This is a genomic window from Pseudomonas sp. SK (assembly GCF_012975065.1).
GTDB lineage: Bacteria > Pseudomonadota > Gammaproteobacteria > Pseudomonadales > Pseudomonadaceae > Aquipseudomonas > Aquipseudomonas anuradhapurensis.
On the sequence record NZ_CP051857.1, the window covers coordinates 4,155,727 to 4,179,418 of the forward strand.

Sequence of the window (23,692 nt, forward strand, 5' to 3'; positions counted from 1 at the left end):
CGCCTGTCCGCCAGCCGTGCAAGCGCGCTAGACTCAGGGGCATAACCGTCATTTGCCTGACCAGAACGAAGGAAACACCATGAGCTCCACCTCTTCCGCCGCCGCTACTGCGCGCCTGGACCGCATCCTGGCCGATGCCAAGCGCGACAAGGAAATGGGCTACCGCGACAAGGCCCTGAAAATGTACCCGCACGTGTGCGGCCGCTGCGCCCGCGAGTTCTCCGGCAAGCGCCTGAGCGAGCTGACCGTGCACCACCGCGACCACAACCACGACAACAACCCGCAGGACGGCTCCAACTGGGAGCTGCTGTGCCTGTATTGCCACGACAACGAGCATTCGCGCTACACCGACCAGCAGTACTTCAGCGAAGGCTCCACCAGCACGCCGAGCATCGCCAAGGCCACCCACAACCCGTTCGCCGGGCTGGCAGGCATGCTGAAGAAGGACTGACCATCGATTGGCCCCCCGCTGCTACCGGGCAGCCCGTATAATCGCGGTTTTTTGCGAAGGGCCCCGGTACGTGGCAAACAAACGATACAGCTGCATCGGCCTGTTCAACCCCAAGTCGGCGGAAAACGTCGGCTCGGTCATGCGCGCCGCGGGTTGCTACGGTGTCAACTCGGTGTTCTATACCGGCAAACGCTACGAACGCGCCCGTGACTTCGTCACCGATACCAAGCGCGTGCACTACGACATCCCACTGATCGGCATCGACGACCTGCAACGCATCATCCCGCTGGGCTGCACGCCGGTGGCGGTGGAGCTGGTGGAAGGTGCGCGGCCATTGCCGGAATACACCCACCCGGACCGGGCCATCTACATCTTCGGGCCCGAGGATGGCTCGTTGAGCGAGGATGTGCGGGGCTGGTGTGAAGAGACCATCTACATTCCGACCGAAGGTTGCATGAACCTGGCGGCGACAGTGAACGTGGTGCTGTATGACCGCATGGCCAAGGGCCTGAATACCCGTTCGGGGCCCAAGTTCAAATAGCCGACTGAACGATGGCGGCAGCCGGCAGGTCAGCTGCTTACACGTCACACGGAGGCCTCGCCATGCTGGATATCCATTCGGCTGCAACATCGCAGGACAACAACGTTCATGGGCTTGAGCGCGCCAGTTCGCTGGCGGGCGGCGCCTTGATGGTCAGCAAGGGGCTGCGCCACGGCGGCCTGGTCGGCCTGTTGCAGGTTGCCGTGGGCGGCCTGGCGCTGGCCCGCGGGTTCACCGGGCACTGCGCGACCAAGGCCTGGTGGCAGCGCCACCGGCAGGAATATCACCGCTTGCGCTCGGACATCGAGCGCAGTGCCTCCGAACTGCAGGCCTTGAAGGCCAGTGCCGAGGCGGCGACGCGCGGGGTGACGGTGACCGGGAAGGACCCGTTGGCTGGCAGTTGATCCTGCACTGCCTGTGTTGGCCCTTTCGCAGGCGCGCCCGCTCCCACAGCTACTGGATTGCCCCTGAGCCCTGCGCGGCCCTGTGGGAGCGGGCGTGCCCGCGAAAGGGCCGGTACAGGCAATGCAGAGGCCTAGCGCAACGCCTTGCTCTGCAACACCTCCGACTGCCGCCCCAGCACGTTCTCGCTGATCTGCACGAAGTCTTCGGTGCTGACGCCGGGCAGGCGCATCAGCCCGCGCACCACATCGTCGAGCGAGCGCCTGGCCTGGGTGTGGATGCGAATTTCCGTGTCCAGCGCCTGCAACAGCATTACCCCGCGCGCCACCTGCGCCGGGCTGGCATGCTCGCCTTTGAGCCGGGTGACCTTGGCGCCCTGCTTGCTCAGACGCGCCTGCCAGGCCTGGTAGCGGTCATCGCTTATCCCGCCCGAGCGGCGCAGCAGCTCGCTGGCGTAGTAGTCGGTCAGGCTTTCCACCAGCCAGTCGCTGCCGTCGCGCCCATGGATCTGCGCAAACAGTTGCACCACTTCGCGCAGTAGAGGGCTGCTGCCGTTCTCGCTCACCATCGGCCGGCCGCTGTGCAGGTACAACGACCCGTGTGCCGCGGCGGCGCCGCGCCACATGCCATCACGGGCGCCGACCAGCAGCAGTTTTGGCGGGTTACGCGGGAACAGCGCCTGCAATTGCGGCCAGACGAAGGTGAGCAAGGTCAGGCTGTCCATGCGCCGCATGCCCTGCCCCACCGGCGCGGCCACCGTCACCTCGGTATCGCCCAGGCGCGCGCGGCGGCTGCCCAGGTCGCCGGCAAGCATCCAGCCGGTCGGGCGGTCGAACAGGCGCGATACGTTGTCGATGCGGAACTTGTCCTTGCCGATGCGTGGCCAGGCGGTTTCGACGCTGTTCCAGCCCTCGGGCAGGTCGAACGCCAGGCGCGCCACCAGTTCGGTACCATCCTGCTGGTCGAGGTGCGCCGGCGGTACCAACTGGTCGCCGAGGAACAGCGCCCAATGTGGGTTGATGCGCGACGAATAGGCACCGCCGCGCTTCTGCTCCAGCTGCACACGGTAGCTGAGGCTGGTCTTGCCGGCAGCCGGCTGCCACACGCCACGCTGGCCCTGCGCCTGCCACTTGCCGTCAGCCTGGAAACCGCTGTAGGCCCCGGCCTTGCCCAGGTCGAAATCGAGGCTGCGCACGGCACTGCCGTCGGCCAAGGTAAGGCGGACTTCCGCCTGGCCGGTGGCCGGCAGCAGGCGCACCTGGTAGTCCAGGTCGACCTTCTTCGCCCAGGCTGGCGAGCAGGCGACAAGGCCCAACAGCAACAACAGCTGGCAACGCATAGCGAAACTCCTTGTATCCCGCACAGCGGGCAGCGCCGGTCAGCTGGCGCGGAAAATCAGGTGGTCTTCCCAGTCGTCTTCGTGCACCTCGTGCTCGCTGAGCATACGCCCAGCCTGGGAAATGCGCTGTTCATGCACCTGCTGGCGGTCACCACAAACCAGGTGATGCCAGGCCGGCAGGTCCTTGCCTTCGCTGACCAGGCGGTAGCCGCAGGTGCTCGGCAGCCACTTGAACTGGTCGGCCTTGCCCGGGGTGAGCTGAATGCAATCTGGCACCTGGGCGAAACGGTTGGGGTAATCGCTGCACTGGCAGCTGTTCAGGTCCAGCAGCTTGCAGGCGATGCGGGTGTAATAGACGCTGTTGTCGTCCTCGTCCTCGAGCTTCTGCAGGCAGCACAGGCCGCAGCCGTCACACAACGACTCCCATTCCTGCGGGCTGAGTTGCTCAAGGGTCTTGCGCCGCCAGAACGGTGCGTTTTCAGCGATCATGACACGGATATCCTGCATTCATCTTGGCGCCGCGGCGCGCGGCGGCGCCAGTCTAGAGCCTGGCCCGCGGCAAAGCCAGACCGCTTGTCAGTGGCGACGCAAGGCAGTAGCGTGCGGGTTTCCCGTCCGTTTGCAGGAACCGCCATGAGCGCCAACCCTCGCATTGCCGATTACGCCATCAACGAACAATTCATCAACCGCTGGTCGCCACGTGCCTTCACCGCCGAGCCGATCAGCGAAGAAACCCTGCTGAGCTTCCTCGAAGCCGCACGCTGGGCGCCGTCGGCGAACAACTCGCAGCCCTGGCGCTTCCTCTATGCCCGCCGTGACACACCGCACTGGGAGCGCTACCTGAGCCTGCTGGTGCCGGCCAACCGCAATTGGGCGCAGCGCGCCTCGGCACTGGTGCTGATCATGTCCAAGACCACCTTCGCCGCCCCCGGTGCCACGGAAGAAAAACCAGCGCTGTGGCATACCTTCGACACCGGTTCGGCCTGGGGTCACCTGGCCCTGCAAGCCAGCATCAGCGGCTGGCACACCCATGGCATGGCCGGCTTCGACCAAGCCCTGGCTCGCCAAGAGCTGAAAGTGCCGGAAGGCTATGTGCTGCACGCCATGGTGGCGATCGGCAAGCTGGGCGACAAGGCCAGCCTGGACGAGGCCCTGCAGGCGCGCGAAGTGCCAAGCCCGCGCAAGCCGCTGAGCGAGCTGGCGGCCGAGGGTGATTTCAGCCTGTAAGGCCTGCTTTTTGCTGCACCGGCCTCTTCACGGGCTTGCTCGCGAAGAGGCCGTACAGGCATTACCAATCAGTAGCCACGGGCAAAGTCCACTTCGCCGCGCAACCCCTGCCCCGCCGCATACGCCCGCAGATTCTCGACAAACAACCGCACCATCGCCGACGGCGAGGTGGGCGCCGAGCTGTGCCCGGTCAGCAACAGGCCCCAGGCGGTCCAGAACGGGTGCTGCCTGGGCAGTGGCTCCTGGCGGCAGACATCGATCACTGCCCCGGCCAGGTGGCCGTCCTTCAACGCTGCGACCAGGTCGGCGTCGACCACCGCCGCCCCACGCCCGGCATTGATGAACAGCGCGCTGGGCTGGAAGCACTTGAACAGCGCCGCGTCATACAGGTCGTGGGTGGCCGGGGTGTCCGGCAGCAGGTTGAGCACATAGTCGACCTGGCCAACCAGGCGCGGCAGGTCGGCCAACGCGGCCACTTCGACAAACGGCGCCTGTTCCCGCGCGCTGCTGGCGACACCGTACAGGATCACGCCAAACGGCTGCAGGAACTCGGCCACCCGCTGGCCAATGTCGCCGGTGCCGACGATCAGCACCTTGCGCCCTTCCAGGGTCCGCCCCGGGCGGTCGTCCCAACGCCGTTCGACCTGGCTGACCAGGCGCGACAGCACCTCGCGCTCGTGGCCAAGCATGTAGGTGAGCATGTACTCGGCCATCACCTGGCCAAAGATGCCCACGGCGCGGGTCAGGCGATAGTCGCGCGGCAGGCCCTCGGCCAGCAGCGGAGTGATGCCGGCCCAGGTGGATTGCATCCAGGCCGGCTTGTGGCCCTGGCGCAACAGGCTGGCCAGCAGGTCGGGCTGGCCCAGCCACACCGGGCACTGCGGTGCCTGGCGGGCCAGTTCGGCGGAGTCGCCGCTGGTCAGCACTTCCAGGTCAGGCGCGGCGGCACGCAGGATCTCGGCGTAACGAGCATGATCATGCTCAGCAATCAGTACACGCATGATCAGGCCGGGTCGTTACGGCGCAGCAACTCTTCGGGCAGGTGCTCGATGTAGTCGTCTTCGGGGGGCGGCATTTGCAGGTGGTAGCCCTGGTTGTCGAGGTTTTCCAGCACCTTGGCGATGTCTTCGCGGGCCAGTTTGCGCTCGGGGGTCAGCACCAGGTCGAAGGCGTGCATCGGGGTGCCGAAAAATGGCAGCAGGCCTTCGGGCACGCGCTGCAGGCCATCGGCCTTGAGCACGTACAGGTACATTTCGTTCTTGCGTGGGCTCTTGTAGATCGAGCAAATGCGTTTCATCGGGTCTCTCCGGCGCCTGCCAGGCTATCCAGCAGGGCCTGGCCCATGCGCTCACGGCGCCAGCCGCGCAGCGAATCGGGCAGTTGATAAGGGCCATTGGGGTAGCCGCTCTTGAGCAGCGCTTCCAGGGCTTTCTTGCGCAGCATCAGCTCAGGGGCGATGCCCAGCCGCTCGCCTTCGGCCTGGCCGATGGCGCGCAACCGCTTGAGGATGCCGGCGGCCTCGATCGGCAGCGGCTCGGGCAAGGCCGGCGGCCACTGCTCGGGCGGCAGGCTGGCGGCACGCTTGATCAGCTGGATGAGGAACTCACCATCCTGGCGAATGGTGCGCGGGTGCATCTCGTCGATCTTGGCCAGCGCCGACAGGTTGTTCGGCTGGCTCTTGGCCATCGGCCACAGCGAGTGCTCCTTGAGGATGCGGTTGCGCGGCACATCGCGGTTGCGCGCTTCGCGCTCACGCCAGGCGCACAGTTCACGCAGCACCGCCAGTTGCTGGGGGGCCAGCTTCCAGGCCAGCTTGACGTCGCGGTACAGGCTTTCGGGTTCGACTTCGCGGCGCAGCTGGGCGACCAGCTCGGCACCGTCTTCCAGCACCCAGGCGTACTTGTCGTCGGACAGCCGTGGGCGCAACACGCTGAACAGCTCGGCCAGGTGCACGGCATCCTCGGCAGCGTAGCTGACCTGGGTCTCGGAGAGCGGGCGCTGCAGCCAGTCGGAGCGGGTTTCGCCCTTGGGCAGCTCGATGCCCAGCACTTCCTGCACCAGGCGCGAATAGCCCATGGAGAAGCCCAGGTTCAGGTAGCCGGCTGCCAACTGCGTGTCGAACAGCGGTTGTGGCAGCTTGCCGGTCAGGCGCAGCAGCACTTCGAGGTCTTCGCTGCAGGCATGCAGCACCTTGACCACGCTGCTGTCTTCGAGCAGCTCGGCCAAGGGTTGCCAGTTACCGATCAGCAGCGGGTCGATCAGGAACGCACGCTGGCCGTCGCCGATCTGGATCAGCCCGGCCTTGGGGTAGAAGGTGTCGACCCGCATGAATTCGGTATCGACGGCGACGAAGGGCAGTTCGTGCCAGTTCCGGCAGTGTTCGGCCAGGCTCTGGTCGTCACGGATCCAGTGTATTTCGATGGCCACGAGGCTCTCCCACTAACATTGGCGCGCAGTATATACGGCGCGGGCACTGCTGGTGAAACCCGGGCCATCCTTGATATCGATCAGTGGTGCTGTTGTGCATACTCAGAAGATCGCGCGATCACTGTGGGAGCGGGCAAGCCCGCGAAGCAGGCACCACGGTGGATGGCACGGGCTTCGCCCGTGTTCGCGGGCACGCCCGCTCCCACAGGGCCGCAGCCACCTCCCCGATCACTGCTTCGCCGCCAGCCACGGCCGACAGCTGGCGAACACATCCAGCGACTGCTGGTAGACCTCGGTGTGCACCTGCAACAGGCCGAGCATCGAGTGGAACAGGTTGTCCTGCGACAGCGGGGCGTCGCTGAGCTTGGCCAGGCAGTCGGTATCGATGCCGAAGTCGTCCTTGTAGCTGTCGGAGAACCAGGTCAGCAATGGCACGTGCTTCTGCTGCTCGGGGGCGATGGCGTAGGGCGTGCCGTGCAGGAACAGGTTGTATTCACCCAGCGACTCGCCATGGTCGGACAGGTAGATCATCGCCGTGTCGACCTTGTCCTGCTTGCTGCGCAGGGTGTCGATCAGCGCGGCCAGCACCTTGTCGGTATAGGCCAGGGTGTTGTCGTAGCCGTTGATGATTTCCTGCTGGCTGCACTGGTCCAGGGCATTGCTCTGGCACACCGGGGCAAAGCGCTGGTCGGCAGCCGGGTAGCGTTTGAAGTATTCCGGGCCATGGCTGCCCATCTGGTGCAGCACCAGCACGGTGTCCTTGTCGAGGTTGTCGATCAGCTCGCCCAGGCCCTGCAGCAGGATCTGGTCATGGCACTCACCGTCCGCGCACAGTTGCGCGTCCTTGAGGTTGCTGACGTCGATGAATTGCACGCGATCGCAGGTGCCCTTGCAGCCCGACTGGTTGTCGCGCCATTGCACGGCCAGGCCGGCACGCTGGAGGATGTCCAGCAAGCCTTCGCGGTTCTTCGCCACGCGGGCATCGTAGTCCTTGCGCGGCATGCCGGAGAACATGCACGGCACCGAAACGGCGGTTTCCGTGCCGCAGGAGTGTACATCGGAGAACGCCAGCAGGCCCTGCTCGCGGGCAAGGTTCGGCGTGGTGTCGCGGTCATAGCCCAGCACCCCGAAATGGTCGGCCCGCGCACTTTCGCCCACTACCAGCACCGTCAGCGACTTGCGCTCATGTTTTTGCCAGGCGGCATCGCGCCTGGCATCTTCGCCATAGTGCTGGAATGGCTGCGCAGCACTACCGACACGCTCGCTGACATAACCGAAGGACGCCCCGACGATGTTGCTGGGGGTCAGCATCAGGCGCAGTTCGTGATGATTGCGAAACAGCGACGCCAGGCCCTGGTAGTTGACCAGCGCCACCGAACCCAGGGCCACGACACAGGCACCGCCGACCACCAGCTTGCCGAACAGCTCGCGGTGCCAGGCGCGGTAGGCGATCGGCGCTTTCCATACCAGGATCGACGGCAGTATTCCCAGGCCGAGGATATACAAGGCAAATTTCAGCGAGAGCAAGTCACGCACTTCCGCCACATTGGTTTCGGCAATATTGCGGAACATGCCCGCATCAATAAGTACGCCATACTGGTTCATGAAGTAGGCAACACCGGCGCCACTCAGGAACAACACAATGAGTATCGGCTTCAATATGAAGCGGAAGGCCAACAGGGTCAGAATCAGGTTGAATGCGAACAGCATCATCACGGCAAACGCCAGGATCAGCCATAGGCCCGGCAGACCGGGGGGGACGACCTGTTCAAGATGTTGCCAGAGGAAGACATTGAAGCCGATCAGCAGGTAAAGGCTGGCCAGCAGCGTGACCCATTCAGTCCGCAGGGATTTGAAGTTCGGCATCAGTGTTCGCATTCAAGGGTAAGGACCAGCCCGAGGGCCTGGGCGGCACCGCGGAAACTTGGCCGAACTCTAGAAAGCGCACCATCAATTTTTTGTGAAAAAGACGCCAACAAATCCGTTAGCCGGCGCCTTGAACATTAAAAGAAGTTCATGAAACCGCGGTTCAGCCTGGCAGGCGCAGCTTGGCGTAAGGTTCCCGATCGATGTCCAGCACTTCCACGCACAGCTGGATATCCACCCCTGGCCGCCCGGGGATGGCTTCGCGCAGTACCTCGAGCAGGCTGCTGGACAACAACGCCTTCACTTCCGGCGAACGCCCGCTGAGGATGGCCAGGCGTACATGGACAAAAGCCCGCTCGCCCGGCGAGGTACCTACCCGGAAGTGCCGGAAGGCTTCGGCACGGCTCTTGATGTCCGCCTCGTCGGCGAACTGGCCACTGCCGACCAGGGCGTGGTTCAGGCGCAGCAACAGCACATCGACGTTGAGCTCGCGCAGGTTGTCGCTGTATTCCAGGTTGAGGTGAGGCATGGCGCAGGTTCCGGGTCACGGGGAGATGCGACAGCCTACCCCAGTCCCCTACCTGCGCAAAGCCGACTATCCTCAAAGGTCAGGACCATTCGCCAACCCCGACAGAGGTGAAGAAATGCCAGTTCCGCATGATCTGCTCGCTGACCTGCACGTTACCGCCGATGCATTCCAGGCGCTCATGGACAAGGACCAGACGCTGCATTCGCTGCACAAGGAATACAACGCCAAGGACAAGGAGGTGCTGGCCGCCGAAGGCAACGGTACCAACGACGAGGCCGTCAACCGCTTGCGCAAGGAGCGGCTGCTGATCAAGGACAAGATCGAACGAATCATTCATCCGCCCAAATCCTGACCGGCCTCCACGGGCCCGTGTAGGAGCGGCCTTGTGTCGCGATGGGCTGCGCAGCAGCCCCAAATTTACCGCGAAGGCATAAGTTTTGGGGCTGCTGCGCAGCCCATCGCGACACAAGGCCGCTCCTACAGCCTGTTCATCACACGCCAGCAACCAGCGCGTTCAACGCACCATCCAGGTCCTCGACCAGGTCGCGGTAATCCTCGATGCCCACCGACAACCGCAGCAGGTTCTCGCTGATGCCCATCACGCCCTTCTGCTCCGGGCTCAGCGAGCAGTGCGACATGCTCCAGGAGTGGTTGATCATGCTTTCCACCCCGCCCAGCGAGTCGGCCAGCACGAAGATCTGCAGCGCCTCCACCAGGCGGTTGAGTGCGGCACGGTCGCCCTTGACCTTCATCGCCACCACCGCCCCGCCACTGCGCATCTGCCGCTTGCACAGTTCATGCTGCGGGTGGCTTTCCAGCCCCGGGTAGTACACCTGCTCGACCTGCGCGTGGCTTTCGAGGAAGCGCGCCACCTGCAGAGCGTTGGCACACTGGCGCTCCATGCGCACATCCAGCGTCTTCAGCCCGCGCAGGGCCAGGTAGCAGTCGAACGGCCCCTGCACGCCGCCAATCGCCATGCTGATCCGGCGCAGGCGCGCCAGCAGCGCCTCATTCGCGGCTACCACCACGCCACCGGTCAGGTCGGAATGGCCGCCGATGTACTTGCTGGCCGAATGCATGACCAGGTCCACGCCGAGGGTGATAGGGCGCTGGTTCCACGGCGAACAGAAGGTGTTGTCGATGCAGGTAAGGATGCCTCGCGCCTTGGCCAGGTCGCACACGGCCTTGATGTCGACCAGGTGCAGCAACGGGTTGGTCGGTGATTCGATCCAGATCAGCTGGGTTTCCGGGCGGATGGCAGCGGCCACCGCCTCGAGGTCGTTGAGGTCGACGTAGGTGGTGGTCAGGCCCGAGCTGCGGCTACGGTAGTCTTCGAGGATACGGAAGGTGCCGCCGTACACGCCGTTCATCACCACCACATGGGCATCCTTGGGCAGCAACTCCAGCACCGTGGCAGTGGCGTTAACACCCGAGGCACAGGCCACCGCGCCTACACCTTCTTCAAGGGCGGCGACACAGGTTTCGTAGGCATGCCGGGTGGGGTTGCCCACCCGGCTGTAGGAATATTCCGGCTTGTCATCCAGGCTGCGTTTGGTGAACGAGCTGGCGGTGACGATCGCCGGGAAAATGGCATTCTCGGCAACGCTGAACTGCTCGCCAGCATGAATGGTACGGGTGGCGAAGTTACGCGGCTTGTCGGACATGGTCAGGCCCATTGGCAGAGTGAAAGTTGCCACTATCGCACAACCCAAATCGTCTGGCCTTGGGGTAATCTGTGAAATATTTCCCTGCACGGCCCGCACGCGACATGGACAGCTTCGACCAGCACATTCTCACCCTGCTACAACGCGACGCGGCGATCTCGCTCAAGGACCTGGCCGAGGCCGTCAACCTGTCCACCACCCCCTGCTGGAAACGGGTCAAGCGCCTGGAAGAAGAAGGCTACATTGTTGGCCGCGTGGCCTTGCTCGACCCGCAACGGCTGGGGCTCGGGCTGACGGTGTTCGTCCAGCTCAAGACCCAGCGCCACGACAGCGCCTGGCTGGAGCAGTTTGCCGCAACCGTGACCGGGTTCGAGGAAGTGATGGAGTGCTATCGCATGTCGGGGGACTGGGACTACATGCTGCGGGTGGTGGTGGGTGATATTGCAGCGTACGACCGCTTCTATAAAAAGCTCATCACCCGCACCGAGGGGCTTTCCAACATCACCTCCAGTTTTGCCATGGAACAGATGAAGTACACCACGGCGTACCCGGTATCTCGCTAACTGGATGGGGCTGCTGTGCAGCCCTTTCGCGACGCAAGGCCGCCTTTACAGGGATCGCACCGTCCTGCAGGCGCGTGCAAACGAGCCATTCAGCTTGCAGTGTTGAGCGCTGCAATCCGGTTCCCGGCCTGGGCCTTCTCGACCTTGATCGCGACGAACTTCGAGGTTGGCGTATAGGTGCCCTCGCCATAGCTGTCCAGCGGCACCAGCGGGTTGGTTTCCGGGTAATAGGCCGCCGCCTGCCCTTGCGGCACGTCGTAGGCCACCAGGCGGAAGCCCGACACCCGCCGCTCCACACCATCCTCCCACAGCGACACCAAGTCCACATGCTCGCCCGGCTCGAAGCCCATCCGGCGGATGTCGACCTCGTTGACGAATACCACTTCACGCAGGCCGAACACCCCGCGATAACGGTCGTCCAGGCCATACAGGGTGGTGTTGTACTGGTCGTGCGAGCGCAGCGTCTGCAGGATCAGGTCGGGCTTGTCACCGCGCGCCAGCACCTTGGCATTCACCAGTTGCTCCGGCAACCACTGCGGGCTGAAGCGCGCCTTGCCGGTGGCCGTGCGCCATTTACGCTCGGCGGCATGGTTGCCCAGGTGGAAGCCGCCCGGGTGCTGCAGACGCTGGTTGAAATCGCTGAAGCCAGGGATCACATCGGCGATCATGCTGCGGATGCGACCGTAATCGGCAACCGCGTATTCCCAGTCGATCGGCCGCTTGCCCAGGGTCGCCTGGGCCATGCCGGCGATGATCCACGGCTCCGAACGCAGGTGTGGCGATCGCGGGCGCAGCTGGCCGTGGGAAAGGTGCACCATGCTGAACGTGTCCTCCACGGTAACGCCTTGCGGCCCGCTGGCCTGCAGGTCGATTTCGGTACGGCCCAGGCACGGCAGGATCAGGGCATCGCGGCCAGTGACCAGGTGCGAGCGGTTGAGCTTGGTGGAGATCTGCACGGTCAGCGCGCAGTTGCGCAGCGCCGCATGGGTGCGCGGCGTGTCCGGCGTGGCCTGGGCAAAGTTGCCGCCCAGGCCGATGAACACCTTGGCCCGCCCTTCCTCCATGGCCTTGATCGCCAGCACCGCGTTGTGCCCATGGGCGCGCGGCACGCGGAACCGGAAGCGCTTTTCCAGGGCGTCGAGCAGCGCCGGCCTGGGTTTTTCGTCGATGCCCATGGTGCGGTCGCCCTGCACGTTGCTGTGGCCACGCACCGGCGACAGGCCGGCACCGGGCTTGCCAACGTTGCCGCGCAGCAGTTGCAGGTTGACGATTTCCTGTACCGTCGCCACCGAGTGGCGGTGCTGGGTGACCCCCATGGCCCAGCACATGATTACCCGCTCGGCCTTGCGGTACATGCGCGCAGCCAGCTCGATCTCGGCCTGGGTCAGCCCCGACTGCTCGACGATGTGCGCCCATGGCGTGGCGTCCAGGGTGTCCAGGTAGGCGTCGATGCCACTGGTGTGCTCGGCAATGAAGGCATGGTCGAACACCGCCGGTTCGCCGTTGGCCTGGGCTTCGCGCTCCCATTGCAGCAAGTACTTGGCCATGCCGCGCAACACCGCCATGTCGCCGCCCAGGGCCGGGCGGAAGTAGGCGGTATTGGTCGGTTCGGAGCCATTGCTGAGCATCTCGAACGGGTGTTGCGGGTGCTGGAAGCGCTCCAGGCCGCGCTCTTTCAGCGGGTTGAAGCAGACCACCTGGGCCCCACGCTTGACCGCTTCACGCAACGGTTCGAGCATGCGCGGGTGGTTGGTACCGGGGTTCTGGCCGATGACGAAGATCGCATCGGCCAGTTCCAGGTCGTGGAACACCACCGTGCCCTTGCCCACGCCGAGGGTTTCCGCCATGCCCACGCCACTGGCTTCGTGGCACATGTTCGAACAGTCGGGGAAGTTGTTGGTGCCGTAGGCGCGGACGAACAACTGGTAGAGGAACGCCGCTTCGTTGCTGGCCCGGCCCGAGGTATAGAACTCGGCCTGGTCAGGCGAGTCGAGCGCCTGCAGGTGCCGGGCGACCAGGGCGAACGCCTCTTCCCAGCTGGTTTCAACGTAGTGGTCGGTGGCCGCGTCGTAGCGCATCGGGTGGGTCAGCCGGCCTTGGTATTCCAGCCAGTAGTCGCTCTGCGCGGCCAGCGCGCTGACGCTGTACCTGGCGAAGAACGCCGGGTCCACCGAGCGGCCGGTGGCCTCCCAGTTGACCGCCTTGGCGCCGTTTTCGCAGAACTTGACCATGTCGTTTTCCGGCGACTCGCCCCAGGCACAACCGGGGCAGTCGAAGCCGCCGTTCTGGTTGGTCTTGAGCATGGCGCGCAGGTTCTTGAAGGCATTGTCACTGCCCAGCCAGCTTTTGGTCACGCTCTTGAGCGCCCCCCAGCCGGCGGCGGCGCCCTTGTAGTCGCGGATATGTCGGTCCTGGCTCATGCGCTGAATCCTCACGCTTCGATGCTTTTTTTCAGCCTATGGAGCGCGGGGTAGAGCCGTCCAATCGAAAGATCTTACGGCGTGATAAGCGCTTTCGATCATGCGCCGGGGGGTGATGATAGAAGCGGTCGATCAAATGGTCGGGCAAAGCAATTTGACGGCCTTGCCCCCAGGTTATAGCTTGGAGTGCAGTCCCAACCCATTCGAGCGCGAACGTGGAACAGAACAGCCGGGCCCTGATCGACGGCTTCAACCGGAAAATCGACTACCTGCGGATGTCGGTCACCGATCGCTGCGACTTCCGCTGTGTGTACTGCATGGCCGAAGACATGCAGTTTCTGCCACGCCAGCAAATCCTCAGCCTCGAAGAGCTGTTCGCGGTGGCCGAGCGCTTCGTCGCCCTCGGCACCCGCAAGATCCGCCTGACCGGTGGCGAACCGCTGGTGCGCCAGGGCATCGTCGACCTGTGCGGGCGCATCGCCGCCCTGCCCGGTTTGCGCGAGTTGTGCCTGACCAGCAATGGCTCGCAACTCGGGCGCCTGGCCCAGCCGCTGTTCGACGCCGGCGTGACGCGCCTGAACATCAGCCTCGACAGCCTGGATGCCGAGCGCTTCAGGCAGCTGACCCGTACCGGTGACCTGCACCAGGTGATCGCCGGCATCGACGCTGCGCGCCACGCCGGTTTCCAGCGCACCAAGCTCAACTGCGTGGTGCTCAAGGGCCGCAACGACCACGAACTGGTCGACCTGGTGCGCTTTGCCATCGACCGCGAGCTGGACATCACTTTCATCGAGGAGATGCCACTGGGCGTGATCGACGAGCATGAACGCGGCGAGTCGTTCTGCTCCAGCGACGAGGTGCGCGCACACCTGGCCGAGCACTTCACCCTGGTCGAATCGACCGAGTCGTCGCAAGGCCCGGCGCGCTACTGGCGCCTGGCCGAAGCCGGCAATACCCGCATCGGTTTCATTTCGCCGCACAGCCACAACTTCTGCGCCACCTGCAACCGCGTGCGCCTCACCGTCGAGGGCCGCCTGCTGCTGTGCCTGGGCAACGAACATTCGGTGGACCTCAAGCAGGTGCTGCGCGCCCACCCCGGCAATGCCGAACGCCTGGAACAGGCCATTCGCGATTCGCTGCGGCTCAAACCCTACCGCCATCACTTCGAAGTCGGTGGCGACGTGCAGATCCTGCGCTTCATGAACATGACCGGCGGCTAGGCCGCCGTCTCTGGATTGCCATGATCGTCCACCCCACTCCTGATGTGCTGCGTGTGCTGTTCACCCTCAAGGGCTCGATCGTCAAGCGCATTGCCCTGCGCTGCCTGATGATCACCCTGCTGGCGGCGCTGATCGTGCTGGTCGAGCGGCATTTCCCGGCGTTTTTCTACCCGGTCAGCGCCACCCCGTTCACCTTGCTCGGCCTGTCGCTGTCGATTTTCATGAGTTTTCGCAACAACGCCTGCTACGACCGTTGGTGGGAAGGGCGCAAGGCCTGGGGCAAGCTGATCATCGAAACCCGCTCGTTCGTGCGCGAGAGCCAGGTCATCGCCGACCCGGCCCTGCGCGCCGAGCTGCTGCGCAACCTGTGCGGCTTTGCCCATGCGCTGAATGCGCACCTGCGCAACGAGGACGAGCTGGCTGCCGCCCGGCCCTGGCTGGCCCGGCCCGAAACGCTCGGTAGCCACAATGTGTGCGACGCCATCCTGCGCGAAGTGGGCGGGCACTGCTCGCGGCTGGCGGAACAACAGCACATCAGTGACTGGCGCTACAGCCTGCTGGAGCAGCGCCTGGTGGGCCTGACCGAGGTGCAGGCCACCTGCGAGCGGATCAAGGGCACGCCGTTGCCGTTCCCCTACACGCTGCTGCTGCACCGCACCATCTATATCTTCTGCCTGCTGCTGCCGTTTGCCCTGGCCGAGCCACTGGGCTGGCTGGCGCCGCTGTTCACCACCATCGTGGGGTACACCTTTTTCGGGCTGGATGCGATTGGCAACGAGCTGGAAGACCCGTTCGGGCGCGATGAAAACGACTTGCCGACCGATGCCATGGTGCGCACCGTGGAGCGCGATGTACTGGCCGGATTGGGCGAACGACAGCTGCCGCCGGCGTTGTTGCCGGTGGGGTATGTGTTGAGCTGAAACTGCCATCGCAGGGCCGATGTCGGAACGGCCTTGCGTCGCGAAAGGGCTGCGCAGCAGCCCCGGCAATCTTTGCATCAATGCGCAGGTACTGGGGCTGCTGCGCAGCCCTTTCGCGACACAAGGCCGCTCCTACACGCGTCAGCCAGCCGTGAGTGAATCAGCCCCGGCTGGCGCAGGCCTCGATCGGCAGCAGGTGCTTGACGAAGTTGCACGGCCGGTGCCGCGCATCCAGCTGTTCCGCCAGGATCCCTTCCCAGGCCGTCCGGCAGGCCCCGGTGGAGCCTGGCAGGCAACACACCAGGGTGCGGTTGGCCAACCCCGCGAACGCGCGGCTCTGCACGGTCGAGGTGCCGATATCCAGGATCGACAAGGCCCGGAACAACTCGCCAAACCCGTCGATGCGCTTGTCCAGCAGGCACTCGACCGCCTCCGGCGTGCTGTCGCGCCCGGTAAAACCGGTACCACCGGTGACCAGCACCACCTGCACCTGGTCGTCGGCAATCCAGGTAGCGACCTGGGCGCGGATCTTGTACAGGTCGTCCTTGAGCAGCGCCCGTGCCACCAGACGGTGGCCGACCTCCACCGAACGGCTGGCCAGCAGCTCGCCGGAGGTGTCGTTGTCAAAGGTTCGGGTGTCGCTGACAGTCAGCACGGCGATGTTGAGCGGTACGAAGACCGCGTCGGCTTGGACGCGCACGGCGAAGCTCCTTCAGTGGCATTGCAGCCACGCTAGAGGCATGGCCCGGGGGCGTCCAATCGATATGGCGTACCGGCTGATCAATGACATCTATCGCAGACGTGGGTTAAGGTCTGCACAACCCGATACCAGGCACTTTCATGGACATCAAGCAGCTCAAGTTCCTCATCGCCCTCGACCAGACCCGCCACTTCGGCCAGGCCGCGGCGCTGTGCCATATTACCCAGCCAACGCTGTCCATGCGCCTGCGCAACCTGGAGGACGAACTGGACCTGGTGCTGGTCAAGCGCGGCCAGCGTTTCGAAGGCTTTACCGAAGCCGGCGAGCGCATCCTGGCCTGGGCCCGCACCTTGCTCGCCGCCCATGACGGCCTGCAGGCCGAGGCCGCCAGCTGTCGTGGCCAGGTGGTCGGCAGCCTGCGCCTGGGCACGGTGCCGCTGGCCAGCTTCAACCCCATGCACCTGCTGTTGCCGCTGCGTGAGAAATACCCCGAGCTGCACTTCCAGCTCAGCTCGCTGAGTTCGGAGCAGGTCATCGACGGGCTCAGCCGCAACCAGCTCGACCTGGGCATCTGCTACCTGGACCAGGTCAACACCAGCTTCTTCGAAGTGATCGAACTGGGCACCACCACCATGGGCCTGTTGCACGATACCCGGCACTTCCAGTTCGCCAGCGACACCCTGCGCTGGGACGAGCTCGGTGGCATTCCGCTGGGCCTGTTGAGCAAGGGCATGCACTACCGCCAGTCGCTGGACCTGAGTTTCCGCAGCCGCGGCCTGGAGCCGAATGCGGTGCTGGAAAGCGACTCCAGCTTCCAGCTGATCCAGGCCATCAACACCGGCATGTGCTGCGCGATCATGCCGCTGGACTGCGGCCTGGAAGACCTCAGCGAGCACCTGCGCATCCTGCCGGTGGCCGACGCCGCCATCCACAGCCCGGTAGGCCTGCTGCTGCGCCGCAGCGAGCCACGTTCGGCGATTGCCGAGCAGTGCTTTGCCGAGGCGCGGGCGCTGTTTCAGCGCGGCTGATTGCTGGTCGCCTGCCGATACTGCCGCGGCGTAAAGCCGGTCAACTGCTTGAACTGGCGGCTGAAGGCGCTGTGGTCGGTATAGCCGCAGCGCATGGCCACTTCGGTGATCGGCAGGTCCGAGTGCAGCAGGCGATGGGCATGTTCGAGGCGCGCCTTGTGAATCATCTGCCGTGGCGTGAGGTGGAATACCCGCTTGCAGTAGCGCTCCAGCTGGGCCACGGAAATACCAACTATCCGGGTCAGCTCGCGCATGCTGATCGGATGGTGGAAATGCTGGCGGATGTGCTCGTCCACCGCCGCCAGGCGCTGGTAGGCCGGGTGGGTGTCGGCGGCTGACTGCAAGTCGACCGAGATGCCGACCAGGCCGATGATCTCCCCTGCCAGGTTGTACAGCGGGCGCTTGTGGGTCAGGCACCAGCCGGGCTCGCGGCTGCCGTACAGGTGCAGTTCCAGCTGGTCCTCCAGCACCAGGCCCTCCTTGAGCACGCGCCGATCCTGCTCGGTGTAGCCGGGGCCCAGCTGGGCCGGGAACACTTCCGCGCTGGTCTTGCCCAGCAGCGGTTGCAAGCGCTTGAGGCCGCAACGCCGGACCAGGGTGTCGTTGGCCAGCACGTAGCGGGCTGCCGGGTCCTTGATGAAGATCGCGGCGTTGGGGATGGCATCGAGGATCGGTAGCAGCAACGCCACACCGGCGAGCAGGGCCTCGAGGCTGGCGGGGCGGTGCTGGTCGAGGGACTGGTACAGGGTTGCCAGGGAGGTGTCGGTCATCTGCGCTGTCTCGGTTTGCTGTGCCGGCCTCTTCGCGGGTAAACCCGCTCCCACAAGGGGCTTCACAGATCTTGAAGGCGGTGGGGTCCCTGTGGGAGCGGGTTCACCCGCGAAAGGGCCGGCACCGCCACTGCAGTTCTCAAGCCCTTGCCCTTATGGCTTACAGCCTATCCAGCCGCCTTTTCCCAAGCCACTGCTTTTTCCAACTGTGCCGATTTCGTCATCCACCCTGCAGAAAACCATCAAGAACCGTCGCCTTGATCGGTCCACTCTATGCCCCACGCAAGCCGCATCACGTGACATCAGAACTGCCTATCCAATAACCAACAAAAAGGCGCCCCCATGTCAGGCAAATTCAAGAAACAGTTGTCATTGCTGGACCTCACCTTCATCGGCCTAGGTGCCATCTTCGGCTCCGGCTGGCTGTTCGCCGCCAGCCACGTTTCGGCCATCGCCGGCCCGGCCGGTATCCTGTCCTGGTTCCTCGGCGGCTTCGCCGTGCTCTTGCTGGGCATCGTCTATTGCGAACTGGGCGCCGCCCTGCCCCGCGCCGGTGGCGTGGTGCGCTACCCGGTGTACTCGCATGGCCCGCTGCTGGGCTACCTGATGGGCTTCATCACCCTGATCGCCTTCTCCAGCCTGATCGCCATCGAAGTGGTCGCCTCGCGCCAGTACGCCGCCGCCTGGTTCCCCGGGCTGACCAAGGCCGGCTCCAGCGACCCGACCGTGCTCGGCTGGCTGGTGCAGTTCGCCCTGCTGGGGCTGTTCTTCTTCCTCAACTACCGCAGCGTGAAAACCTTCGCCAAGGCCAACAACCTGGTCAGCGTGTTCAAGTTCATCGTGCCGCTGCTGGTGATCGGCGTGCTGTTCACCTTCTTCAAGCCGGAAAACTTCGAGGTCCAGGGCTTTGCGCCGTTCGGCCTGTCCGGGGTGGAAATGGCGGTCTCGGCCGGTGGCATCATCTTCGCCTACCTGGGCCTGACGCCCATCATTTCGGTCGCCAGCGAGGTGAAGAACCCACAGCGCACCATCCCGATCGCGCTGATCCTCTCGGTGCTGCTGTCCACCGCCATCTATGCCCTGCTGCAACTGGCCTTCCTCGGCAGCGTGCCAACCGAAATGCTGGCCAACGGCTGGGCCAGCGTGAGCAAGGAACTGGCCCTGCCCTACCGTGACATCGCCCTGGCCCTGGGTGTCGGCTGGCTGGCCTACCTGGTGGTGGCCGACGCGGTGATCTCGCCCAGCGGCTGCGGCAACATCTACATGAACGCCACCCCACGCGTGGTCTATGGCTGGGCGCAGACCGGCACCTTCTTCAAGTACTTCACCCGTATCGATGCCGAGTCGGGCATCCCGCGCCCGGCGTTGTGGCTGACCTTTGCCCTGTCGGTGTTCTGGACCCTGCCGTTCCCGTCCTGGGAAGCGCTGATCAACGTGGTTTCCGCGGCCCTGGTACTGAGCTACGCCGTGGCCCCGGTCACCGTCGCCGCCCTGCGCCGCAATGCCCCTGACATGCCGCGCCCGTTCCGGGTCAAGGGCATGGGCGTGCTCGGCCCACTGTCGTTCATCATCGCCGCGCTGATCGTGTACTGGTCCGGCTGGAACACCGTGTCGTGGCTGCTGGCGCTGCAGATCGTGATGTTCGTGCTGTATCTGCTGTGTGGCCGCTTCGTGCCGACCCAGCACCTGTCGCTGGCCCAACAGGTGCGCTCGTCGGCGTGGCTGATCGGCTTCTATGCAGTGACCATCCTGCTGTCCTGGCTGGGCAGCTTCGGCGGCCTGGGGGTACTCGGCCACCCGTTCGACACCGTGGCCGTGGCCGCCTGCGCCCTGGGCATCTACTACTGGGGCGCAGCCACCGGTGTGCCGGCCCACCAGGTACGCCTGGAGGGCGAGGATGAAAGCGAAGCTGGTGTTGAAACCTACAGCAGCCGTCCCGCTGTCGCTTCCTGAATCTCTAGCCAATGGACAAGCCCATGAAACACATCCACGTCATCGACTCGCATACCGGCGGCGAACCGACCCGCCTGGTGATGAAAGGCTTCCCGACACTGCACGGGCGCAGCATGGCCGAGCAACGCGACGAATTGCGCGAGCTGCACGACCAATGGCGCCGCGCCTGCCTGCTGGAACCGCGCGGCAACGATGTGCTGGTCGGCGCGCTGTACTGCCCACCGACTTCGGCCGACGCCACCTGCGGGGTGATTTTCTTCAACAACGCCGGCTACCTGAACATGTGCGGCCACGGCACCATCGGCCTGGTCGCCTCGCTGCAGCACCTGGGCCTGATTGCCCCGGGCGAACACAAGATCGACACCCCGGTCGGCCAGGTCATTGCAACCCTGCATGAGGACGGCGCCGTCACCGTCGGCAACGTGCCCTCCTACCGCTATCGCCAGCACGTGGCGGTGGACGTGCCCGGGCATGGCGTGGTGCACGGCGACATCGCCTGGGGTGGCAACTGGTTCTTCCTGGTTTCCGAACACGGCCAGCGCATCGAACTGGACAACCGCGAGGCACTGACCGACTACACCTGGGCCATGCTCAAGGCCCTCGAAGCCCAGGGCATCACCGGCGAGCACGGGGCGCCGATCGACCATGTCGAGCTGTTTGCCGACGACGCCACTGCCGACAGCCGCAACTTCGTGATGTGCCCCGGCAAGGCCTACGACCGCTCGCCGTGCGGCACCGGCACCAGCGCCAAGCTGGCCTGCCTGGCCGCCGACGGCAAGCTCGCTGAAGGCCAGACCTGGGTGCAGGCCAGTATTACCGGCAGCCAGTTCCACGGCCGCTACCAGCGCGACGGCGAACGCATCCGCCCGTTCATCACCGGCCGCGCCTACATGACCGCCGACAGCACCCTGCTGATCGACGAACAAGACCCGTTCGCCTGGGGCATCTGAGCCCCGGTTTTTTCCCAGACTGAATACCGCCAGGAGCAACACCATGACCAGCAATATCTTCACCGGCACCATGCCCGCCCTGATGACCCCGTGCACCGCCGAGCGCAAGCCAGACTTCGATGCCCTGGTGCGCAAGGGCCGCGAACTGATCGACCTCGGCATGAGCGCGGTGGTGTACTGCGGCTCGATGGGCGATTGGCCGCTGCTGACCGAAGCCGAGCGCCAGGAAGGCGTGGCCCGCCTGGTCGCCGCCGGCATCCCGACCATCGTCGGCACCGGCGCGGTGAACACCCGCGAAGCCGTATCCCACGCCGCCCACGCGGCCAAGGTGGGCGCTGCTGGCCTGATGGTCATCCCGCGCGTGCTCAGCCGCGGGGCCTCGCTGATTGCCCAGAAGCACCACTTCTCGGCGATCCTCGCTGCCGCGCCGAAGCTGCCGGCGGTGATCTACAACAGCCCGTACTACGGCTTCGCCACCCGCGCCGACCTGTTCTTCGAATTGCGCCGCGAATTCCCCAACCTGATCGGCTTCAAGGAGTTCGGCGGTGGCGCCGACCTGCGCTACGCCGCCGAGCACATCACCTCCAAGGATGACGACGTCACCTTGATGGTCGGCGTCGATACCCAGGTGGTGCATGGCTTCGTCAACTGCAACGCCACCGGTGCCATCACCGGCATCGGCAACGCCCTGCCACGCGAAGTGCTGCACCTGGTGAGCCTGAGCAAGCAAGCGGCCAAGGGCGATGCCAAGGCCCGGCGCCTGGCACGCGAGCTGGAAGCGGCGCTGGCGGTACTGTCGTCGTTCGACGAAGGCTGCGACCTGGTGCTGTATTACAAGCACCTGATGGTGCTGAACGGCGACCGCGAATACAGCCTGCACTTCAACGAGACCGACGCCCTGACCGACGCCCAGCGCAACTATGCCGAACAGCAGTACGCGCTGTTCCGCACCTGGTACGCCAGCTGGTCGGCCGAGCAGAACGTGGCCTAAGCAGCCACGGTTTTCTCTGTGGGAGCGGGCGTGCCCGCGAAGCAGGCGACTCGGTGCCTGGCACCGGCTCTGCCGGTGTTCGCGGGCTCGCCCGCTCCCACAGGGTACCTAGTACACCCTTGCAATTGCATGTGATTTCCAAGGAGGCTCCATGACCCTCACAGGTAACCTGCTGATCGGCCAGACGCCGGTAACCGGCAGCCGCGCAGCCATCCGTGCCATCGACCCGGCCAGCGGCCAGGCGCTGGAGCCGGCCTACCTCGGCGGCAGCGGCGAACACGTGGCCCAGGCCTGCGAACTGGCCTGGGCCGCGTTCGATGCCTACCGCGAAACCTCGCTCGAACAACGGGCGCAGTTCCTCGAAAGCATCGCCACGCAGATCGAAGCGCTGGGCGATGCGCTGATCGACCGCGCCGTGGCCGAAACCGGCCTGCCCAAGGCGCGGATCCAGGGCGAGCGTGGCCGCACCTGCACCCAGCTGCGCACTTTCGCCCGCGTGGTACGGGCCGGTGAATGGCTGGACGTACGGGTCGACAACGCCCTGCCCGAGCGCCAGCCCCTGCCCCGTGCCGACCTGCGCCAGCGCCAGGTGGCACTGGGGCCGGTGGCGGTGTTCGGCGCCAGCAATTTCCCGCTGGCCTTCTCGGTAGCCGGCGGCGATACCGCCTCGGCCCTGGCCGCTGGCTGCCCGGTGGTGGTCAAGGCCCATGGCGCGCACCCGGGCACCAGCGAGCTGGTCGGCCAGGCGGTAGCCCGCGCGGTACAGCAGTGCGGCCTGCCAGCCGGGGTGTTTTCCCTGTTGTACGGCTCCGGTCGGGAAGTGGGCATCGCCCTGGTCAGCGACCCGCGGATCAAGGCGGTTGGCTTTACCGGCTCGCGCAGCGGTGGCATTGCGCTGTGCCAGGCCGCGCAAGCGCGCCCGGAACCGATCCCGGTGTATGCCGAAATGAGTTCGATCAACCCGGTGTTCCTGTTCGACGCCGCCTTGCAGGCGCGCGCCGAAACGCTGGCGCAAGGCTTCGTCGCCTCGCTGACCCAGGGCGCCGGCCAGTTCTGCACCAACCCGGGCCTGGTGATTGCCCGCCAGGGGCCGGCGTTGCAGCGCTTCATCACCGCCGCCAGCGAGCAGGTAGCCAAGGCCGCTGCGCAAACCATGCTCACCCCTGGCATCTTCGCTGCCTACCAGGCCGGCGTCGCAGCCCTGGCCGCCAACGCCAATGCCCGCGTCGCCGCCACTGGCCAGGCCGGGCAAGGCCCCAACCAGTGCCAGGCGCAGCTGTTCGTCACCCAGGCCGAAGCGTTCCTCGCCGACCCGGCGTTGCAGGCCGAAGTGTTCGGCGCCGCATCGTTGGTGGTGGCCTGCGCCAGCGACGAGCAGGTCCGCCAGGTAGCCGAGCATCTGGAAGGCCAGCTGACCGCCACCCTGCACCTGGACGATGGCGACATCGACACTGCCCGCAAACTGTTGCCAACCCTCGAGCGCAAGGCCGGGCGCCTGCTGGTCAATGGCTGGCCGACCGGCGTCGAGGTGTGCGACGCGATGGTCCACGGCGGGCCGTTCCCGGCCACCTCCGATGCCCGCAGCACCTCGGTGGGCACGGCGGCGATCCTGCGCTTCCTGCGCCCGGTGTGCTACCAGGACTTCCCCGATGCCCTGTTGCCGCAGGCGCTGAAGCAGGGTAACCCGCTGCACTTGCGGCGCCTGCTCGACGGTAAACGGGAAAGCTGAGC

24 protein-coding genes are annotated in these 23,692 nt (G+C 65.2%); 13 read left to right on the plus strand and 11 right to left on the minus strand.

Features of this window, described 5'->3' with window-relative positions; translation table 11 throughout:
- The first annotated feature begins 79 nt into the window (after positions 1–79).
- The 3 genes from HG549_RS19000 to HG549_RS19010 all read left to right on the plus strand — a co-directional run bounded on the left by HG549_RS19000 (position 80) and on the right by HG549_RS19010 (position 1,396).
- Entirely contained in the window at positions 80–451 is a 372-nt protein-coding gene (locus tag HG549_RS19000) for a YajD family HNH nuclease (protein WP_003259546.1), read from the plus strand.
- 70 nt (positions 452–521) lie between these two features.
- Positions 522–992, plus strand: a complete 471-nt coding sequence (locus HG549_RS19005; protein WP_028693028.1) for an RNA methyltransferase — start codon at positions 522–524, stop codon at positions 990–992.
- Between the two features lie 62 nt (positions 993–1,054).
- A complete protein-coding gene (locus HG549_RS19010; RefSeq protein ID WP_170031429.1) occupies positions 1,055–1,396 on the plus strand; it encodes a DUF2892 domain-containing protein in 342 nt (113 codons plus the stop codon).
- Between the two features lie 131 nt (positions 1,397–1,527).
- Here the strand turns inward: HG549_RS19010 and HG549_RS19015 are convergent, their stop codons facing one another.
- Together HG549_RS19015 and HG549_RS19020 are read right to left on the minus strand one after the other, a co-directional pair.
- Positions 1,528–2,733 carry a hypothetical protein gene (locus tag HG549_RS19015; RefSeq protein ID WP_170031433.1) on the minus strand — a complete coding sequence of 402 codons (1,206 nt, stop codon included), beginning with the start codon at positions 2,731–2,733 and terminating at the stop codon, positions 1,528–1,530.
- A 39-nt stretch (positions 2,734–2,772) separates the two neighbouring features.
- The gene (locus HG549_RS19020) at positions 2,773–3,222 is read right to left on the minus strand and encodes a YcgN family cysteine cluster protein (protein WP_170031436.1); all 450 of its coding nucleotides are present in this window, start codon (positions 3,220–3,222) and stop codon (positions 2,773–2,775) included.
- Between the two features lie 144 nt (positions 3,223–3,366).
- On the opposite strand from HG549_RS19020, the gene HG549_RS19025 reads away from it, so the two are divergent.
- Positions 3,367–3,960 carry a nitroreductase family protein gene (locus HG549_RS19025; RefSeq protein WP_170031439.1) on the plus strand — a complete coding sequence of 198 codons (594 nt, stop codon included), beginning with the start codon at positions 3,367–3,369 and terminating at the stop codon, positions 3,958–3,960.
- A gap of 68 nt (positions 3,961–4,028) precedes the next feature.
- On the opposite strand, the gene HG549_RS19030 is transcribed toward HG549_RS19025, so the two are convergent.
- The 5 genes from HG549_RS19030 to HG549_RS19050 all read right to left on the minus strand — a co-directional run bounded on the left by HG549_RS19030 (position 4,029) and on the right by HG549_RS19050 (position 8,782).
- Positions 4,029–4,961, minus strand: a complete 933-nt coding sequence (locus HG549_RS19030; protein ID WP_170031442.1) for a D-2-hydroxyacid dehydrogenase — start codon at positions 4,959–4,961, stop codon at positions 4,029–4,031.
- 2 nt (positions 4,962–4,963) lie between these two features.
- Positions 4,964–5,257: a YcgL domain-containing protein gene (locus HG549_RS19035; RefSeq protein WP_170031445.1), complete on the minus strand. Its 294-nt coding sequence runs from the start codon at positions 5,255–5,257 to the stop codon at positions 4,964–4,966.
- Positions 5,254–6,387, minus strand: coding sequence for a ribonuclease D (gene rnd, locus HG549_RS19040; RefSeq protein ID WP_170031448.1), 1,134 nt, complete (start codon positions 6,385–6,387; stop codon positions 5,254–5,256). The genes HG549_RS19035 and rnd overlap by 4 nt, the downstream gene beginning before the upstream one ends.
- 228 nt (positions 6,388–6,615) lie before the next feature.
- Positions 6,616–8,253, minus strand: a complete 1,638-nt coding sequence (locus tag HG549_RS19045; RefSeq protein WP_170031451.1) for a phosphoethanolamine transferase — start codon at positions 8,251–8,253, stop codon at positions 6,616–6,618.
- Between the two features lie 163 nt (positions 8,254–8,416).
- Positions 8,417–8,782, minus strand: a complete 366-nt coding sequence (locus HG549_RS19050) for a 5-carboxymethyl-2-hydroxymuconate Delta-isomerase (protein ID WP_170031454.1) — start codon at positions 8,780–8,782, stop codon at positions 8,417–8,419.
- A 115-nt stretch (positions 8,783–8,897) separates the two neighbouring features.
- Between HG549_RS19050 and HG549_RS19055 the strand changes: the two genes are divergently transcribed.
- Positions 8,898–9,134, plus strand: coding sequence for a YdcH family protein (locus tag HG549_RS19055; RefSeq protein ID WP_170031457.1), 237 nt, complete (start codon positions 8,898–8,900; stop codon positions 9,132–9,134).
- Between the two features lie 139 nt (positions 9,135–9,273).
- On the opposite strand, the gene HG549_RS19060 is transcribed toward HG549_RS19055, so the two are convergent.
- A complete protein-coding gene (locus HG549_RS19060) occupies positions 9,274–10,458 on the minus strand; it encodes a PLP-dependent aspartate aminotransferase family protein (RefSeq protein ID WP_170034255.1) in 1,185 nt (394 codons plus the stop codon).
- A gap of 92 nt (positions 10,459–10,550) precedes the next feature.
- On the opposite strand from HG549_RS19060, the gene HG549_RS19065 reads away from it, so the two are divergent.
- Complete coding sequence (locus HG549_RS19065) at positions 10,551–11,009, plus strand: Lrp/AsnC family transcriptional regulator (RefSeq protein WP_170034253.1); 459 nt, start codon at positions 10,551–10,553, stop codon at positions 11,007–11,009.
- 89 nt (positions 11,010–11,098) lie between these two features.
- Here HG549_RS19065 and HG549_RS19070 read toward each other — a convergent pair whose 3' ends face one another.
- A complete protein-coding gene (locus HG549_RS19070; RefSeq protein ID WP_170031460.1) occupies positions 11,099–13,429 on the minus strand; it encodes an FdhF/YdeP family oxidoreductase in 2,331 nt (776 codons plus the stop codon).
- Between the two features lie 215 nt (positions 13,430–13,644).
- Between HG549_RS19070 and moaA the strand changes: the two genes are divergently transcribed.
- Both moaA and HG549_RS19080 read left to right on the plus strand, forming a co-directional pair.
- Positions 13,645–14,649 carry a GTP 3',8-cyclase MoaA gene (moaA, locus tag HG549_RS19075; protein ID WP_170031463.1) on the plus strand — a complete coding sequence of 335 codons (1,005 nt, stop codon included), beginning with the start codon at positions 13,645–13,647 and terminating at the stop codon, positions 14,647–14,649.
- Positions 14,650–14,669: 20 nt separating this feature from the next.
- Positions 14,670–15,569, plus strand: coding sequence for a bestrophin family protein (locus tag HG549_RS19080; RefSeq protein WP_170031466.1), 900 nt, complete (start codon positions 14,670–14,672; stop codon positions 15,567–15,569).
- 160 nt (positions 15,570–15,729) lie between these two features.
- On the opposite strand, the gene moaB is transcribed toward HG549_RS19080, so the two are convergent.
- Positions 15,730–16,269, minus strand: coding sequence for a molybdenum cofactor biosynthesis protein B (gene moaB, locus HG549_RS19085; RefSeq protein ID WP_170031469.1), 540 nt, complete (start codon positions 16,267–16,269; stop codon positions 15,730–15,732).
- A 140-nt stretch (positions 16,270–16,409) separates the two neighbouring features.
- Between moaB and HG549_RS19090 the strand changes: the two genes are divergently transcribed.
- Entirely contained in the window at positions 16,410–17,297 is an 888-nt protein-coding gene (locus HG549_RS19090; protein WP_170031471.1) for a LysR family transcriptional regulator, read from the plus strand.
- Here HG549_RS19090 and HG549_RS19095 read toward each other — a convergent pair.
- The gene (locus HG549_RS19095) at positions 17,285–18,067 is read right to left on the minus strand and encodes an AraC family transcriptional regulator (protein ID WP_170031474.1); all 783 of its coding nucleotides are present in this window, start codon (positions 18,065–18,067) and stop codon (positions 17,285–17,287) included. The two genes, HG549_RS19090 and HG549_RS19095, sit on opposite strands and share 13 nt — an antisense overlap.
- A gap of 342 nt (positions 18,068–18,409) precedes the next feature.
- Here HG549_RS19095 and HG549_RS19100 point away from each other — a divergent pair, with 342 nt between their 5' ends.
- From HG549_RS19100 to HG549_RS19115, 4 genes are all read left to right on the plus strand, one after another.
- Positions 18,410–20,020: an APC family permease gene (locus HG549_RS19100; protein WP_170031476.1), complete on the plus strand. Its 1,611-nt coding sequence runs from the start codon at positions 18,410–18,412 to the stop codon at positions 20,018–20,020.
- A 23-nt stretch (positions 20,021–20,043) separates the two neighbouring features.
- The gene (locus HG549_RS19105) at positions 20,044–20,970 is read left to right on the plus strand and encodes a 4-hydroxyproline epimerase (protein ID WP_170031479.1); all 927 of its coding nucleotides are present in this window, start codon (positions 20,044–20,046) and stop codon (positions 20,968–20,970) included.
- A gap of 43 nt (positions 20,971–21,013) precedes the next feature.
- Positions 21,014–21,961 (plus strand): dihydrodipicolinate synthase family protein, encoded by a 948-nt coding sequence (locus HG549_RS19110; RefSeq protein ID WP_170031481.1) that lies wholly within the window; start codon positions 21,014–21,016, stop codon positions 21,959–21,961.
- 151 nt (positions 21,962–22,112) lie between these two features.
- On the plus strand, positions 22,113–23,690 hold the full coding sequence (locus HG549_RS19115) for an aldehyde dehydrogenase (NADP(+)) (protein ID WP_170031484.1): 1,578 nt from the start codon (positions 22,113–22,115) through the stop codon (positions 23,688–23,690).
- Positions 23,691–23,692 lie beyond the last annotated feature (2 nt).

Excerpts from the sequence above, each read along its gene's own strand:
- HG549_RS19000 (WP_003259546.1), top strand. The coding sequence starts at position 80 with ATGAGCTCCACCTCTTCCGCCGCCGCTACTGCGCGCCTGGACCGCATC.
- HG549_RS19010 (WP_170031429.1), top strand. The coding sequence starts at position 1,055 with ATGCTGGATATCCATTCGGCTGCAACATCGCAGGACAACAACGTTCAT.
- HG549_RS19015 (WP_170031433.1), bottom strand. The coding sequence starts at position 2,733 with ATGCGTTGCCAGCTGTTGTTGCTGTTGGGCCTTGTCGCCTGCTCGCCA.
- HG549_RS19020 (WP_170031436.1), bottom strand. The coding sequence starts at position 3,222 with ATGATCGCTGAAAACGCACCGTTCTGGCGGCGCAAGACCCTTGAGCAA.
- HG549_RS19025 (WP_170031439.1), top strand. The coding sequence starts at position 3,367 with ATGAGCGCCAACCCTCGCATTGCCGATTACGCCATCAACGAACAATTC.
- HG549_RS19030 (WP_170031442.1), bottom strand. The coding sequence starts at position 4,961 with ATGCGTGTACTGATTGCTGAGCATGATCATGCTCGTTACGCCGAGATC.
- HG549_RS19035 (WP_170031445.1), bottom strand. The coding sequence starts at position 5,257 with ATGAAACGCATTTGCTCGATCTACAAGAGCCCACGCAAGAACGAAATG.
- HG549_RS19045 (WP_170031451.1), bottom strand. The coding sequence starts at position 8,253 with ATGCCGAACTTCAAATCCCTGCGGACTGAATGGGTCACGCTGCTGGCC.
- HG549_RS19050 (WP_170031454.1), bottom strand. The coding sequence starts at position 8,782 with ATGCCTCACCTCAACCTGGAATACAGCGACAACCTGCGCGAGCTCAAC.
- HG549_RS19055 (WP_170031457.1), top strand. The coding sequence starts at position 8,898 with ATGCCAGTTCCGCATGATCTGCTCGCTGACCTGCACGTTACCGCCGAT.
- HG549_RS19060 (WP_170034255.1), bottom strand. The coding sequence starts at position 10,458 with ATGGGCCTGACCATGTCCGACAAGCCGCGTAACTTCGCCACCCGTACC.
- HG549_RS19065 (WP_170034253.1), top strand. The coding sequence starts at position 10,551 with ATGGACAGCTTCGACCAGCACATTCTCACCCTGCTACAACGCGACGCG.
- HG549_RS19070 (WP_170031460.1), bottom strand. The coding sequence starts at position 13,429 with ATGAGCCAGGACCGACATATCCGCGACTACAAGGGCGCCGCCGCCGGC.
- HG549_RS19080 (WP_170031466.1), top strand. The coding sequence starts at position 14,670 with ATGATCGTCCACCCCACTCCTGATGTGCTGCGTGTGCTGTTCACCCTC.
- HG549_RS19090 (WP_170031471.1), top strand. The coding sequence starts at position 16,410 with ATGGACATCAAGCAGCTCAAGTTCCTCATCGCCCTCGACCAGACCCGC.
- HG549_RS19095 (WP_170031474.1), bottom strand. The coding sequence starts at position 18,067 with ATGACCGACACCTCCCTGGCAACCCTGTACCAGTCCCTCGACCAGCAC.
- HG549_RS19100 (WP_170031476.1), top strand. The coding sequence starts at position 18,410 with ATGTCAGGCAAATTCAAGAAACAGTTGTCATTGCTGGACCTCACCTTC.
- HG549_RS19105 (WP_170031479.1), top strand. The coding sequence starts at position 20,044 with ATGAAACACATCCACGTCATCGACTCGCATACCGGCGGCGAACCGACC.
- HG549_RS19110 (WP_170031481.1), top strand. The coding sequence starts at position 21,014 with ATGACCAGCAATATCTTCACCGGCACCATGCCCGCCCTGATGACCCCG.
- HG549_RS19115 (WP_170031484.1), top strand. The coding sequence starts at position 22,113 with ATGACCCTCACAGGTAACCTGCTGATCGGCCAGACGCCGGTAACCGGC.